Here is a 14,570-nt window from a genome sequence, read left to right as displayed (position 1 = left end):
GCCATTGATCAAATAGCCCAAGAACTCTGCCACGGCAGAGTAGTTGCGGCCGGCGTGTCGGCGCATGCCGAGCAGTTCGGGGCCGAAGCCGCGCAGCATGCGGCTGACGAGGGCGCCGCGCTCTTCCATCTGCCTCAAGGCCTCCGCCTGGTTCTGGAGGATGTCGGCGCGTGTTCGTTTGCTGGATTGCAGCGCTCGGCCTACTGGTGAGCGTGTGGGCCGGTAGACCAAAGTCAGGTAGAGCTCATTGCTCATCATCCGCTTGACGCCTAGGTTTGCGCGGTAGCTTTGCGAAAGATCTTGGGCAAAGCCGGGTTCAGTCGGGTGCTCCAGCTCGTCTTCGACGACCCGATGCAGGCGATGCATCCACACGGCCCATTGGCCACCTGCCAGGTTTCGCAACAGGCCGCACAGGGCTTCATGGCGTTCGGCCACCCTTTGCTCGTCAGCACACTCAAAGGGCACGCCGTCCAGACGCCAGACCCGCAGGTAGTCGCCGCCGCGAGTGATCACGTCGTGCGGGCTCACCAGGGATGAGAACGGCACAAATCGGGCCAGGGGGTTCTCCATCCGCGCACGGTTCCAGTAGCGAGGCATGAGCTTTGCTTGTTGCCGGAGCTTGGTCGGTTTGGGCTGGTTTGGTGCTCCAGATTGACTGGGCTGGGTCAGCTTGAGCGCCGCGCGCCGGAGTTCAGTGAAACCAAGCATCGCGGGCTCCTCGGTAAAGCGTGGGGGCGTAGCTGCGGGCCTGCCAGAGCCTGCGGTTGTGGTCATGCCGGCGCAACTTCAGAGCGATAAACATCTGCTTGAAGCGTTGATCGTCCTTGGTCGTCACGAAGCGCATCCAAGCCAAGGCTGGGCCCGTGGCGACGAGCACCGCCGGGGCCAGCCACCAGCTGATCAGCACGCCTCCCCACATCGTGGTCAGCATACTGACGCCGCCCAGGATGACCAAGGGCACCAGCGGGATGCCCAGCTTCATGGCGGGGCGGGTGGCGCCTTTGTAGATGAGCTCGGCCTGCATGATTCGCTCCCCTCAGGAAACGATGTAGGTCGACATGGCCGTGGCGCCGCCAATCAGCGTGCCGCCGATCAAGATATTGCCAACGTCGGACAAACGCGCGCTCTGAAAAATCATCTTGTAGCCGGCCCAGATGATGGCAATCGCCACCACCGAAACGGAGATCACGGTCAGGATGGCGTTGACGTTGGTGACCGTGGTGTTGATCTTCTCGAATCCTTGGGCGACCGCCCATCGGCTTGCAAGCAAGCCAAGGGTGAGGGCTGTTGCACGGGCTGCAGCGCGTGTGCGGAGCTGAGCGATTTGACGCATGGAGAGCCTCCTGACAAGAATGACGTTTGAGGGCAAGGGTCGCCTAGGTTGGCGTATTGCTCGGTCTACGGTGGTGGGGGCGGCATGGCTCGCGCAACGCGGCGCACATACCCGTGTTTGAAGCCAGTGCTGAAATTGCCGCTGTAGTAGCAGGAGAGGGCGCGGCGCAGGGCGGTTTGGGCGGCCTGTGTGTTTGTCGTGCCTGGCAAGCTGGATCTGGGGCTTGTGGGCACAACCACCGCCCGTTCAAAGCACTCAAGCAAAACGGTCTGCATAGCTCGCAAGTTCTGGCAGGGATCGAACGCAGCTTCTACGCTTAAGCCCAGGCGTTCCAGGTTGCGCGCATTGATCTGGCCCAGCCCGACGCTGAAATTCCAACCCAGTGCTTGCAGCTGTCGGGCGGTTGCCAGCGCTTCGCTTTGGTTTCGGGGTTGCCGTTCCAGCATTCCGCCGACCACGCCAATCGCAAGTGGATTGAAGCTGCTTTCCACCGCAGTCAGCGCCTGAGCCGTGCCTAGATGCACGGCCGGCGCACAGGCCAGCACGAATGAGGCAAGGGTGATGGCGTCCATGGTGGTTTCAGCAGGTCAGGCAGGCTGAGGGTGGTGGCTGGGTGGCGAGCCAGCGCGCGTAGTCGTCGTCAAACTGGGTATCCCAGCGGCAAATCTGCTGCTTGGCGGTGGCGCTGAACTCGGTCACGCTGCCGCCGTTCAAGTCCCACCAAGTGCGAGACCAGGTTTCGCCGTTTACTGAGACGGAGATCGCCCCGCTGTACAGGCATTGATGTACAGGGCCAAAGGGGCCATCAAAGCTCAGTGTGTACTGCGGCGGGCACAGCGAGGGGGCGTGCGCCCATTGATTGCCTGCGCTATTGCCGGCGCCTGACATGGCGCAGCTGGGGAAGGCCTTGCCGCGGGCCAGGTCGCGCAAGACTTGGCGGATGGGGGGCACGCATTGTGGGATGGCCTTCCAGCTCGGTGCTGCGAAGCAAAGCAGCACGGTGCAGCCGTCCACAGCGTGGGCAGGGGTGCAGGAGCTAAATATGGCGCTAACGGCCAGCAGCGTCGCGAAGCATTGTGCGTGGTGGCCCAAGTTCACTTTGGGCCGGTGCCGACCGGGGAGGGTTGAGGCGTTCATGGCAGGTCCTGAAGGCGTAGGAACCGAGAGATTTCGATCCGGGGTGCTGTTGTGCGCCCTGTATGGAAACTCTAGGTTCTGGACCGCCCTAGAACTGCGATGAGTTTTGGCGTTGATTCAGCGGTTCAGTTGGAGGCCCGGGCTGCAGCTCAGCAGCGACTCCAATCAGTGAGGGTCGAGTGCCCGAAACTTTCTGTAGGCAATGCAGCGGAGGTTGATTCCCCTGTCCCGGGCCGTCCCGCCGCGAGGTGTCGAATGCCTTGCTGGCATTCGAGCGACCTGCTCAGACGCTTCCTGAAAAAATGCGGCCAGATATCAGCTGGTTGATTCTTCAATTTGGCGGCGTTGACCCTAGGGTAGGGCTCCACCGGCTCGAATTCTTGGGCGCTTGGCGGGCATTGATGGAAGATCCGTCAAGCGGGTACAAAGCATTGCCCGGTAAACATGCCGTCAAATATTTAGGCGGAGCTATTTCTTAGTAGGGGCACTGCTGCTGGGGGATTCGCCTCCGCTGCGCAGGCAGATTTTTGGCAAATTTCAATGGCATCAAAGAAAGGTCAAATCCAAACCGAGGCGCCCGCCAAGGGTAAACGTCGCGAAAACTAAGCCGAGGGCCAATAGCGTGAAGGCGGCGGCTACTTTGGCGCCCATGATCAGCACTGCACGTACATCCTTGTCATTGTTTTTCTTTTCCTTGTCGTAATGCCATTTGATGGCGATAAACATGCCCGTACCTAACACGATGACTTTGAACAGGAAGAGGACTACAGGAATTAATTCCATCATTGTGCCTAGCTAAATGTTTTGTGGAATATATCGGGTGGCAGCAACTGGGAGCTTGCTTACAGAGTAAGAGAGCTTGTTTTTGCCGAGAAGCGGGCGCTTTTGATAGTGCAGTGACTGAATTGAAGGCTGTTCGAAAATAGACGAAGCAAGACCGTTTTGGTTTGGTTGGCTGAGTTTTTCTGTCGAGGCGCATCAGTCGGTCTGGTCGGAGAGCAGGCCTGGCGTCAAATGAGTTGAGTCGACTCGATGGCCAGTAAAAATTGGAGGGCTATGGGGCCGTCAATTTGCCCTTGAACCATCGCGATCGCCAATGCCTTGCCAAGCGTCAGCCGCGTGAAGTGAACTTGATCAATTCAGCGATTGGAAGGGTCTGCCAGGGGAATTGAGTGGGCTGAGTTTGCGTGCCCCTGTTGCTCCGACTGGAGGTCTTAATGGGTGCAGAGTGATTCTTGGTGAAAATACATTGCTGGTTTTGTAGGGCTTTGCGGGAAATAGGAGTATGGGACGATTGTGTTGAGCCGTAATCCGGTCTAAAAAGATCCTTTTCAGTATGCCTATGTCACGTCTGCTGCGTAAGAAGCAGATAGTGAAAAAAAGTACCATAGCAGTGCGTTTCCGCAGCTACTGGAATTGTCTGCGGTTGGGAAGCCAGTCCTGATTGCCCAATGCGCACTTCCGGCGGTCGCTTGTCTAGCTCATCAGCGCTGTCTTAGAACAAGATTTCGCAGTTAGCACCACAGCGATAGTCGCGGAGTCGTAGTTCGAGCAGTCTCACCCCAATTCAGTTGCTCGCGCGAAGCTGCACGCGGGAACTGATCCGAAGGCATGTGTCGGACAAACCTCAACCATCTTGGACAATTCCGTCCGGCCATTAACGTGTAGTTGATGACGCCACATCCGTCATTGCCGGCTAGCGATAAGCTAGTCGTTCGGCGTAGGGCTAACCGGCGCTGCGCGACTTTACTGCGCAGCGTCCAGCGACTGAAGGGAGCCAGGGTGGGCGCTATGTTGGGCGCCTTCGTGTCGCAGTAGCTGCAGAGCGTGAAGGACTCGGGGAAGGTTTTGTGATTCCGCCATGAGATAGCCCCCTGAATCTCCGGGCACGGTCTATCGCTTATCTTCCAGATAGGCATAGGACTGTGCATATGACTAGGCATACAGAGACGATTGAAGTCATCACCCGTGACCAACGTAGGCGGCGCTGGTCGGCTGCCGAAAAGGCAGCTTTGGTTCGAAAGACATATGAGCCGGGCATGAGCGTGTCGCTCGTAGCCCGCCAGGAAGGCGTTGCGGCCAGCCTGCTGTTCACTTGGCGCAAGTTAGATCGTGACGGCGCATTGGTGGCCGTTGGCGCTGGAGAGGCTGTTGTGCCTGCGTCGGAGTTGGCCGCAGCGCGGGCTGAGATCGCCAAGCTGCAGCGCGTACTGGGTAAGAAAACCTTGGAGAACGAGATCCTCAAGGAAGCCGTGGAGATCGCCGCCTCAAAAAAGTGGATTGCGCGCTCGCCCTTGTTGCCGGGGGACGACCAATGAAGTCGGTCTGCTCGGCGCTGGGCGTGGCGCGCTCGAACTTGCATGTCAGGCATCACAGGCCAGGCGACTGGCAAGACGGTCGCAGTGGTCGCACGCCAGTCGAGGACGGGGCATTGCTTGCCGACCTTCGCCACCACATTGCGGAGCTCCCCAGTTATGGCTATCGCCGAGCCGGTGCGCTGCTCAATCGGGAGCGGCGCTCGCAAGGCCAACCGGTGATGAATCACAAGCGTATCTACAGGATCATGGCCCGGCATCAACTGCTGCTACCCAAGGCGCCCAAGCGTCAGCATTCAAGCCGCGTTCACGACGGCAAAGTCAGCGTGCCGATGAGCAATATGCACTGGTGCTCCGACGGCTTCGAAATCAAGTGTGATTCAGGCGAGACCGTCACGCCCACCTTCGCCAAGGACTGCTGCGACCGGGAGATCCTGGCATGGCGAGCTTGGGAGGGCAAAGGGCTGCCGGGCGAGCCGGTGCGCGACATGCTGGTGGAGGCCGTGGAGCGGTGCTTTGGCACAGCTGAGGGCGCGCCCCAAGCATGTCAATTGGAATTCCTCACCGACAACGGCAGCGCCTACATCGCTCACGAGACGCGCGGCATTGCCAGATCGTTAGGATTGAAGCCAGTCACCACGCCGGTGTGCAGCCCGCAAAGCAACGGCATGGCCGAGAGCTTCGTGAACACCTTCAAACGGGACTACATGAGTCGAATGGATCTGCGGGATGCGCGAACGGTGCTGGCGCAATTGCCTGGGGCGTTCGAGCACTTCAACGAGATCCACCCGCATTCGAGTTTAAAGATGATGTCGCCTAGAGAGTTCCGAAGGCGGCACAATCAAACCGCCCACCAGGGCTAACTTAGCGACTGGACAGTGTCCGGACCTACGGGGGCAAGATCAGTCTTGCCGGCAACCAGGAAGCCGGACAGGACGGTGGTGGGTAGGCGGGAATCAAGCATGTATACCTCCAGGATGGAATGGGGAGCAGGGGCGCAAAGGAGCTTTCGTCGTGATGTCGGCGGCGGTGGGCTGAGCGAGAGCAAGTGGGCGGGTCTGGCACATCGGGCGGGACAGCTCTGCGCCGCGAAGTCGGTAGAGCGCCGCGTGCTGCCGATGTTGGCCGAGGCTCAGTGCCTGCACCACCGCGCCTTCTGCCGAATGCGATTGGGCAGCGATGGCGATGGGTGAACCGGGATCGAACACGCCGGACACCTGGTGCTCCGGAGGGTGGCCGCGATAGGCCACCCTTGGCTTGCGCAGTTCGATCAGACTCATGGTGCCTAAGGGCCAGGCTGCTGTGGCTTAAGGTCCGGCTTGTTTAGGTCCTTCTTCTTCATGTGATGTCGCGAATTGCCACGCGGCCGGCGGCGCGTGTCGCTAGGCCGCAGATCAGCGCGCCGACCAGGGCCAGCGAGCTCAACGGCACCCATGGGAAATCGATCGTCGCGACTCTGGGCTCGAAGCTCGGCAGTCGGGCAAAGTCCTTCGCCTCGAATCGGCGCTCCCGGAACAGATAGGGGTAGAGCTGTTCTCTCAGCTGCGTGTGAAAAGCCGTGATGGCGTCCTGGTAGGCAAGTTGCGCAAGCAGGTCGGTGCCGGCGATGCGGTGCAGCACCGCTTGCAGACCCACGCCCGGCAGGGCGTGGCCCAGGGTCTCGGTCGCCTTCTGTCGTGCGCGCAAGGCCTGGCGGTAGGCGGCGACCTGCGGCGCCACGCTCTCGTCGCCGAGCTGCTGGAAGGCGTAGTACCACTTCCAGTGGAAGCCCGCGGACAAAGGGGCTGTGTCCTGCCATTGCGGATGGCTGCGGAAGAAGCCGGCCAGCGTCTCCTCCCGCGACACATCCCACGCGCCATGCACAGCCTGGCGCTGGGCCAGCAAAAGCGCCGCGCCCTGCTGCACCGGCACGGCACGGCTTAGCACGGCATTGCCGAGCGTTGGCAAGACCAGCGTCAGCACGGCCCAGCAGCCCATCAGCGCGGTGGCGTTTGCCACCGAGCTGCCGCCGCGCAGGCCGACTACCAGGGCCAGACCCGTCCAACAGGCGACATAGGCCAGCAGGGCCACTATGACGGCAACCAACGCAGCCGGCGCCATGCCGCTGACGACGCCGCCGACCAGAAGCGGCAGCAGCACACAGGTAGTCGCCAGGCTTGCACGCAGACCCGCCCGACGCCACCACAACGCTCGACCAGCAGCGGGCAGGGCCAGCAGCGTGGCCAGCCGGCCCGACTGCCGCTCGCTGCTGACGAGGTCGTAGAGCAGTGCAATCAGGAACAGCGGCAACAGGTAGACCGTGACGAAGGCCAGGTCGAAGCGGCCCGCCAGCGCCAGCTCGGGGTTGTAACTCTCCCCCTCGTGCAGCTGGGATTGCAGGGCGAGCGCGCGCACGCGCAGCACGTAGGGCGTGGCATCGCGCAGGCCCAGGGCGAGGAAGGCGGCAGGCGAGGGCGCATCCCAGGTGCCCAGGAAGGCGTAGTAGCCCACCGCGCCCGCATCGCCTTGACGCGTCAGCTTGGACGCCTGTTGCACCAGCTCTTCTTGCTGCAGCTTGGCAACGCGCGCTATGGTGTCCTCCTGGCGCTGCACCTCGCGCAGCCCGCTGATGACGGCCAGGGTGGAGAGGATCAACAACAGCAGCAACGCCGCCATGGCCCAGCGTGAGCGGCTCAGCAGCCGCCATTCGTGACGCAGCGCGCTCATCGCATCGCTCCTTGCAGACGTCGGGTGGCCCAGGCCAGGGCTGCGGCCAGTGCCAGCAGCCAGGCTGCCAGCACGGCGGCTAGGGGCCAGACGCGCTGGAGCGTTTCGCCCATGGGCTCGGGCTCGAAGTGGAAGGCCGCCTGCCCATGCCAGTGGTCCTTGCTGATCCGGCTCTCACGGCTGTTGCGGTCAGAGGCCCAGCTCAGCTGTTCGGCCTGGAGTCGGTTGAGGGACTGGACCAGGGTGTAGCGATGCTGCTCGGCCTGCTCCAGAAAGCGCCGGTAGCTGGGCAGGTCGGTGCCCGCGGCGGCCATGGAGACGCCGCGCAGTGCGATGAGCGGGCTGAGCGAGGAGAACAGGGCCACATGTTGGAGCTGCGCACGCTGGCGCGCAAAGCTCTCGCGGCCGTAGCGCTCGAACAGCTCGCTGGTCAGGCGCTCACCCTCCATGCCCACCAGCCCCTTGTAGTTGACAGGCAGATCCTCGACACGCGAGACGCGGTATTGGGCCAGCGCCTTACGGCGGAATTCGGCAAAGTAGGGGTCGTCGGGGTTGTGGCTGTCGCCGAGCGCCGCCAGATCGCGCGCCACCGCGATGTCGGTCTCCAGGCGCGTGGGCAGCGGTTGCTTCGCGATCGCGAGCTCGGCGGCCAGCCGCGGCAGCAGCACCACGCTGACGGCCCATACCGCCAGCAGCGCCATCAGGGCATCGCGGCTGCGCCCCGCCCAGGTCGAGATCAGCACCACGCCCAGCGTCCACAGCAGCAACCAGGCCGCATAGGCCAGTGCGATGGCGAGCGCCAGCGGGGTACTGGCCGGGTCGTTCACTGCTATGGCAGCCAACGCCACGAGAGCTGGCAGCAACATCAGCCCAGCCGTCGCTGCGAGGGCCAGCAGCTTACCGGCCACCAGCTGGCCGGGGTGCAAGCCCTGCGCCATCAGTACGCGCAAGGTCCCCCGCTCGCGTTCGCGGGCGACCGCGGCATGCCCGATGAAGGCCAGCAGCAGCGGGGCAAGCACCTGCAGCACGAAGGCCGGGGACAGCTGCCCGAAGCGCAGCAGCAGCGATGACTGCCGCACATCGCCGAAGTTCGCGCTGTTCTGGCGATGGCCTTCAAGGAACAGCGTGTGGCCGGTAAAGGGATCGATGCCGGCGTCGAAGGCCGCCAGCGGGTTCAGCGGGCGGAAGACGAAATGGCCGTAATGCACCATGCGGTGCGGATGGCGGTCTGGCTGGGCGTCGAACTCCTGATCCACCTGCGCCTGGTGCTGTTGGCGGTTGGACTGGGCGGCGCGGCGCTGGTCCCAGGCGGTGAAGGCGGCCATGGTGCCGAGCAGCAGCAGCAGTGCCAGGCCGAGCATGGCGACTCGGTCCCGGCGCATCAGCCGCCATTCCTCGTGGGCAATGCGTACGATGCTCATGCGCCCGTCTCGGCCACTGCGTAGTGACGGTGCAGTGCGCGCACGTCGAAGCGGTCCGGTCCGTTTGCGGTCACTTCCTCCACTAGCTTGCCGGCCAGCAGGAAGCCGATGCGGTCAGCCACATCGGCGGCACCCAGCAGGTCGTGCGTGACCATCAGTACCGCCACGCCGCGTGCGCGCAGCTCACCCAGCAGGCGACTGAACTCGGCGCTGGCCTGCGGATCCAATCCGGAGGTGGGCTCGTCCAGCAGCAAGGCCGGCACATGACGGGCCAGGGCCAGCGCGATGACCACTTTCTGGCGCATGCCCTTGGAGAAGCCTGACACGCGCTGGTCGTGAGTCGCACCTGCCAGCCCGGCGGCGGTCAGCGCCTCGCGCACGGCGGCGTCGCTGGCCGCTTGGCCCGCGAGATCCAGCAGATAGGCCAGGTTCTCGCGGGCGCTCAGGTGCTCGTAAAGCGCGACGTTTTCCGGGATGTAGGCGATCTGCCGCCGGGCGCCTGCAGCGTCAGCGGCCGGGTCGATTCCACCCACACGCACGCGGCCTGTGCGCGCCTGTACGAAGCCGAGCAGCAGGCTGATGGTGGTGGTCTTGCCAGCGCCGTTCGCACCCAGCAGCGCATAGATTTCGCCGGGTGCGACTTGCAGGGTCAGGCCTTGCAGCACGTCGCGCTTGCCATAGCCCGCGACGGCAGCGCTGATGTCCAGCAGGGGGGCGTTAGTGGAGGCCATGATCAGAACTTCGCTTGCAGGCCCAGGGTCATCGTGCGCGACGCCCCCGGCGTGACCCAGACGCGGCTGTAGGAGCTGGTGTAGTGGGTGGTGTCGAACAGGTTGTCGACGTCCAGCGTAGCCCGCAGCGTCGGGTTGATGCGCCAGTGGCCCACCAGCTTGGCCGTCGTGTAAGCGGGCAGCTCAAAGGAGGTGGCGGTCTGGCCGATGCGCGCGCCGACATGCGTGAGGCCTCCGCCCAGACCGTAGCGCTGGCCATTGGCGAACGAGCTTTCGTACACCGCCAGCAGGCTCCCGTTGACCCTTGGCACGTTCAGCAGGCGGGTGCCTGTCGGCAGCGTGGTGTCGCGGCGCACCTCCACGTCATTCCACACGAGGCTGGCGTTGACGCGCCACGCGCTGCTCACCTGGCCCGTGAAGTCCAGCTCCAGGCCGCGGCTGCCGACTTCGCCCGCGGCGATGGAGTAACCCGTGTTGACCGGGTCGGCTGTCAGTACGTTGCGCTTGCGGATGTCGAAGAGCGCTGCGGTCAGGCCCATGCGCTGGCCTATGCTCTCCCATTTGGCGCCCAGCTCCAGCGCGCGGCCGCTTTCAGGTGCGAAAGCCTGGCCGCCGAAGTCGGTGCCGACGTTGGGACGGAAGGACTTGCCGGCGCTGGCATAGACTGTCCATTGCGAGGTCGGCAGCCAGCTGATGCCGATGCGGGGTGACGTGGCCGAAGGATCCTGCCGCGTCGTGACGATGGTGCGCCGGTTCAGCAGCGACTGGCGGAAGCTGTCGACGCGCACGCCGGCCAGCAATCGCCATTGCGGCGCCAGCGTGATCGCGTCCTGCGCGTAGAACGCGGTGCCGCGTTGATGCTCCAAGGTGTCCGTGTTGGCCGCCGGTGTGGGCTGGGGCTGACCGTAGACGGGCTGATAGATGTTGATCGCGTAGGGGCTGGCGGTGCTGGGGTTGACGCGCAGCATCACCGTGTCCATGTCGAAGCGAAAGGTCTCTGCGCCCAGCAGCACTTCGTGCACCACGCCGGCAGCGCGCAAGCGCCCCTGCAGCTCAGCCTGCAGCGCGAGGTCGTCGGAGTCGTAGTCGCGCATGCGACGCTGGCGTGTCAGCGTGCCATCGGTCCGCAGCGCGGTCGGCTCGGTTGAGAAACCGTGGATGCCGGTCTCGCGATAGGCTAGGCCCAGTCGACCGCGCCAGTGGTCGCTCCAGTCGTGGGACAGGATGAGCTGGTGGGTGCGATTGTCCACCGTCACATCGCCGTCTGCCGGTTCACCAAGGAAGCGCTCGCGCGGGATGACACCCAACTTGCCATCCGCTGTGGCCACGACACCGCGGTCCAGCGGCGTGCGGTGGCGCAGCAGCTCGCCGTTGTAGTCCAGCATGGTGTCGGCGCCAAGCTTCAAGCTGAAAGCCGGGGCGACCACCTCACGGCGCGCGTGGATGTGATCACGGAAGCTGTCGCGGTCCTCAATGGCGACGTTCAGGCGGTAGGCAAGTGTGTCGCTCAAGGGGCCGGTGCTGTCCAGTGCCGCCCGCTTGAGGTCGAAGCTGCCGCCGTAGACCTCCAGTGCATGGCCGGCCTTCCACAGCGGCCGCTTGGAGACGATGTTGAGGGTGCCGCCGGGCTCGCTGCTGCCGTAGAGCGCAGCAGCGGGCCCCTTGAGGAATTCGATGCGCTCGACGCCGGCCAGGTCGCGCGGCGCATTGAAGCCGCGGTTGGACGAGAAGCCGTTCAAAAGCGTGGCCATGCCGGTGTTCTCGTTGCCGGCCAGGCCACGCACCGCAATGTTGTCCCACAGTCCGCCGAAGTTGTTCTGGCGTGAGACGCCGCCCACGTAGTCCAGCACATCGTCGAGCTTAGTGGCGCCCAGGTCGTCGATGGCCTGGCGGGTCAGCACGCGAACCGCTTGGGGTAGCTCTCGCAGGCGCAACTCGGTCTTGGCTCCGGCAGCATCGCCTGCGTGGTACGCGCCAGAGGCAGTGCGTCCGACCACTTCGACAGCAGGCAGGGTCGCGGGGGCATCTTGCGCTGTTTGCGCGTGGGAACTGTTGACGCCAAGTGAAGCCATGGCGAGAGCAATCAGGTGAGGGGAGCGAGCAGGGGGCATGAAAAGACTTTTGCAAGGGAGGTGTGCGGAAATATTGTTGTTAATGATAATGCGAAATCATAATCAATAAGAAGTGTATTTGGTGTGGAACATGGAACGAAACACCTGGCAGCGCGCTGTGATTCGGCAGGCCATTGCCGAAGCCACCCGTGACAGGGCAACACCGCGTCATCGGTTTAGTTCAACAGCCTTTTCGACACGGACGTTCAAGGGCGTGCGCTGAGAAGGTGCGTCCGAGTGGGGGGGGGCTGCCTGGCGGACCTTGTCGAAAACACCCCGGCCCGTTCGTCGTACCGGTAGAGGGCCTTCCTCTGACCGCCTGAAGGGAACGAAACATGAGTGAAACATGGGTACTACCAACACTGTCCACCTGCACCGCGTCCTGCGCGCTGTTGGCCGAATAACCGGAAGTCGGAGGGACTTATGAGGATGAAATCGCACAAAGAGGACATACAGAGCCTGATCCGCTCTTGGGAGTGCGCAATTCAGAATGGCGACATGGAGGGCATCCTCGCCCACCACTCGGAGTCTGTGCTGATGTTCGACGTCCCGGAGTCACTGCAAACAGTGGGCATCGACGACTACCGAAAAACTTGGGAACTCTTCTTTCGTTACGGCGCACCTAGCCAGGAGGTGTTCGTCATCGAAGACCTACGTATCACCGCAAGTGACGAGGTAGCCTTTGCCACCGGGCTTCTGCGCATCGGGGGATCTTCGGAGCCGGTGTGTCGTCTGACGTTGGGTTTGACCAAGCGCAACGGCCAATGGCAGATCGAACACGAGCATCACTCAGCTCCCCACCAACTCAATTCGTGAGGACAACCTATGAAAACGATTACCGTGTGCTTGGGATTCAACAAGAATCTCGAAGAGGCCGTTGCAACTTACATTGATCTCTTCGACGCTGTGTTTGGGAACTCGAAGATTCTGGGACGAAATTACTTCGGAGAGCAGGAGATCAAGGCGCTTCGGCAGGTGCCAGAGATGTCTGAAGAAATCATGCCCGGTCTTGCTGGTGACGTGAAAACGATCCGCTTTACTCTCAATGGAGAGGAGATCGTGGCCTTCAACGGCGGGGCTTACTTCGGTAAATTCCACGAGAGCGTGTCGTTCTATGTCTCGTGCGAGACCCAGGAGCAGATTGACAGGCTATGGGGCGTACTTTCCGACGGTGGGGAGGAGCAGCCTTGTGGCTGGGTTAGGGACTGCTTCGGGGTATCGTGGCAAGTTGTGCCGTCTTTTGTCTGGGAAATCGATGAAGGCCCGGACCGGCAGAAAGCGGAGCGAATGAATATCGCTCTATTCGGGATGAGAAGAATCGACATCTCAGCGTTGAGAGCGGCGTTGGACGAGCGGTAATTGAAACTGTCGGCTAACAACAGCGTACAGCGGGCGGCGCTATGCGCTGCCGCTGATGCTGAGCGTTGAGCGACAGCTTTCCGGCAACTCATTTGACCAGGGCTGACGACTGCTTTTGGCACTTTGCTGACCTAGGAAGGGCCGAGTTCGAACGGCAGCAAGCAGCCTAAAGCAGCAGTTGGTGAAAGTCCGTTTCCAAGCTGTAGAGTTGTAAGCGTTCAGCCAAGTCATATTGATCCGCCGAGCTGAGTCAAGGATGCTCGTATCCATCAAGAACTGAGCGGATACGTGTGCACCATGGAGCAGGCAAAGAGCGGGCGCCGGAGGCGAACCCATAGTGAAGAATTCAAGGCCCGCGTCGTCCAAGCAAGCACGCGGCCAGGAGTTTCACTGGCCGCCGTGGCGATGGCCCACGGCATCAATGCCAATCTACTGCGCCGCTGGGTGCTGATGTCCCAGTCGTCAACCGCGGTGACGCAACGTGCCCAGCTGGCGCCGCTGACTACGTATGCCGGCTTCGTGCCTGTGCCTATGCCTGCTGTGCCAGCGGAGCCGGCACCAATCCGCATCGACGTGCAGCGAGGCTCGACCACGATCGCTGTTTCGTGGCCGACCAGCGCCGCCGATGCCCTCGCGAACGATGATCGCTCCATGTGAGAAGTCCACGTCCTTGACACGCAGGCGCAGGCCCTCGGTGATTCGCATGCCTGTGCCATACAGCAATTGCCCGAAAAGTCGCCACTCCAGGTCGAGGCTCGACAGGACGTTGACGACCTCGTCGCGCGACATCACCACTGGCAAGCGCCGCTGCGGTCGCGGGCGTCCGATCTCAGACATCCAGGGTAGTTGCACACCCAACACTTTGCCGTAGAGGAACAGCAGGGCTGACAAGGCCCGCCTGTGCGTTGCCGGTGCCACTTGGCGTTCGCTGGCCAACCAGGTCAGGAAGGATTCAACGGCAGCACCATCAAGGTCCCGAGGATGGCGTAGCCCGTGATGTCGAATGAAGGTTCGCACCCAGAAAACGTAGGCGTCCTCGGTGCTGCGGCTGTAGTGCCGGAACCGGATGCGCTCGCGAAGTTGATCCAACAGTCGCGGGGCCTTCAACGCAGGTAGGGTCGCTGAAACAACTTTGGGGCGTAGCGCCTTGCGCCTGACTTCCCCCATTGGTGCGATAGACGGGTCTCGCATGTGCATCTCCAATGCACAAAGCTGCCCCTATGTGGGTTGCTACCGAGCAATTCAGCCAGAAATGCAGCTCAGAATCTGAGTGAGGTTCTTGCCTGTTATTGAATACTGTTATTTTGCACAGCATATGCCGCGCAACGCCAAGCTTCAAGCCGCTTTCAGCCTTGTCACATCGGACATGTTATGGAGGAAGGGAGCTAAGTTATGCGTCACTGCTGTCTCCATGTATCCAAGTTAGAAGGTACGCGCACACTGTAATTTTCAAACCA

Annotated in this window: 14 protein-coding genes and 2 pseudogenes; 4 read left to right on the top strand and 12 right to left on the bottom strand. The window is 62.3% G+C overall.

All coding sequences use genetic code 11. From position 1 onward, the window contains the following. The 6 genes and pseudogenes from DBR47_RS07535 to DBR47_RS07510 all read right to left on the bottom strand — a co-directional run. Positions 1-597, bottom strand: a pseudogene (locus DBR47_RS07535) (VirB4 family type IV secretion system protein); the annotation flags it as partial. A 94-nt stretch (positions 598-691) separates the two neighbouring features. Further along, the gene (locus DBR47_RS07530; protein WP_124448578.1) at positions 692-1,024 is read right to left on the bottom strand and encodes a type IV secretion system protein VirB3; all 333 of its coding nucleotides are present in this window, start codon (positions 1,022-1,024) and stop codon (positions 692-694) included. Between the two features lie 12 nt (positions 1,025-1,036). Next, positions 1,037-1,333, bottom strand: a complete 297-nt coding sequence (locus tag DBR47_RS07525; protein ID WP_124448576.1) for a TrbC/VirB2 family protein — start codon at positions 1,331-1,333, stop codon at positions 1,037-1,039. 65 nt (positions 1,334-1,398) lie between these two features. Then, positions 1,399-1,905, bottom strand: a complete 507-nt coding sequence (locus DBR47_RS07520; RefSeq protein WP_124448574.1) for a lytic transglycosylase domain-containing protein — start codon at positions 1,903-1,905, stop codon at positions 1,399-1,401. Between the two features lie 7 nt (positions 1,906-1,912). Beyond that, complete coding sequence (locus tag DBR47_RS07515; RefSeq protein WP_124448572.1) at positions 1,913-2,470, bottom strand: hypothetical protein; 558 nt, start codon at positions 2,468-2,470, stop codon at positions 1,913-1,915. A 546-nt stretch (positions 2,471-3,016) separates the two neighbouring features. Further along, positions 3,017-3,253, bottom strand: coding sequence for a hypothetical protein (locus DBR47_RS07510; RefSeq protein WP_370454886.1), 237 nt, complete (start codon positions 3,251-3,253; stop codon positions 3,017-3,019). Positions 3,254-4,401: 1,148 nt separating this feature from the next. Here DBR47_RS07510 and DBR47_RS07505 point away from each other — a divergent pair. Beyond that, positions 4,402-5,648 (top strand): IS3 family transposase gene (locus DBR47_RS07505; RefSeq protein ID WP_370454885.1). Its coding sequence is split into 2 segments (ribosomal slippage): positions 4,402-4,747 and positions 4,747-5,648, totalling 1,248 coding nucleotides; the frame shifts between segments, so codons are not numbered across the junction. 93 nt (positions 5,649-5,741) lie between these two features. Here the strand turns inward: DBR47_RS07505 and DBR47_RS07500 are convergent. The 5 genes from DBR47_RS07500 to DBR47_RS07480 are packed head-to-tail and all read right to left on the bottom strand — an operon-like array spanning position 5,742 to position 11,715. Further along, positions 5,742-6,065 carry a hypothetical protein gene (locus tag DBR47_RS07500; protein WP_124448567.1) on the bottom strand — a complete coding sequence of 108 codons (324 nt, stop codon included), beginning with the start codon at positions 6,063-6,065 and terminating at the stop codon, positions 5,742-5,744. Between the two features lie 58 nt (positions 6,066-6,123). Next, positions 6,124-7,491 carry a DUF3526 domain-containing protein gene (locus DBR47_RS07495; RefSeq protein ID WP_124448565.1) on the bottom strand — a complete coding sequence of 456 codons (1,368 nt, stop codon included), beginning with the start codon at positions 7,489-7,491 and terminating at the stop codon, positions 6,124-6,126. Beyond that, positions 7,488-8,912, bottom strand: a complete 1,425-nt coding sequence (locus tag DBR47_RS07490) for a DUF3526 domain-containing protein (RefSeq protein ID WP_124448563.1) — start codon at positions 8,910-8,912, stop codon at positions 7,488-7,490. Before DBR47_RS07490 ends, DBR47_RS07495 begins: the two co-directional genes overlap by 4 nt. Next, on the bottom strand, positions 8,909-9,643 hold the full coding sequence (locus tag DBR47_RS07485; protein ID WP_124448561.1) for an ABC transporter ATP-binding protein: 735 nt from the start codon (positions 9,641-9,643) through the stop codon (positions 8,909-8,911). Before DBR47_RS07485 ends, DBR47_RS07490 begins: the two co-directional genes overlap by 4 nt. Positions 9,644-9,645: 2 nt before the next feature. Continuing rightward, positions 9,646-11,715, bottom strand: a complete 2,070-nt coding sequence (locus tag DBR47_RS07480) for a TonB-dependent siderophore receptor (RefSeq protein WP_231512185.1) — start codon at positions 11,713-11,715, stop codon at positions 9,646-9,648. Positions 11,716-12,183: 468 nt separating this feature from the next. Here DBR47_RS07480 and DBR47_RS07475 point away from each other — a divergent pair, with 468 nt between their 5' ends. From DBR47_RS07475 to DBR47_RS25470, 3 genes are all read left to right on the top strand, one after another. After that, a complete protein-coding gene (locus DBR47_RS07475; protein WP_231512184.1) occupies positions 12,184-12,570 on the top strand; it encodes a nuclear transport factor 2 family protein in 387 nt (128 codons plus the stop codon). A gap of 9 nt (positions 12,571-12,579) precedes the next feature. Then, positions 12,580-13,113: a VOC family protein gene (locus tag DBR47_RS07470; RefSeq protein WP_124448555.1), complete on the top strand. Its 534-nt coding sequence runs from the start codon at positions 12,580-12,582 to the stop codon at positions 13,111-13,113. 297 nt (positions 13,114-13,410) lie between these two features. Next, positions 13,411-13,770 carry a transposase gene (locus tag DBR47_RS25470; RefSeq protein ID WP_124448553.1) on the top strand — a complete coding sequence of 120 codons (360 nt, stop codon included), beginning with the start codon at positions 13,411-13,413 and terminating at the stop codon, positions 13,768-13,770. Here DBR47_RS25470 and DBR47_RS07460 read toward each other — a convergent pair. Further along, positions 13,723-14,280: pseudogene (locus DBR47_RS07460) on the bottom strand (phage integrase N-terminal SAM-like domain-containing protein); the annotation flags it as partial. The gene DBR47_RS25470 and the pseudogene DBR47_RS07460 overlap by 48 nt on opposite strands. Positions 14,281-14,570: the final 290 nt, after the last annotated feature.

Origin of the sequence: Paucibacter sp. KBW04 (genome assembly GCF_003852425.1) — a bacterium.
Lineage (GTDB): Bacteria > Pseudomonadota > Gammaproteobacteria > Burkholderiales > Burkholderiaceae_C > Paucibacter_A.
The sequence above is the reverse complement of the archived record's forward strand: the minus strand, read 5'-3'. Positions and strand labels throughout refer to the sequence as shown.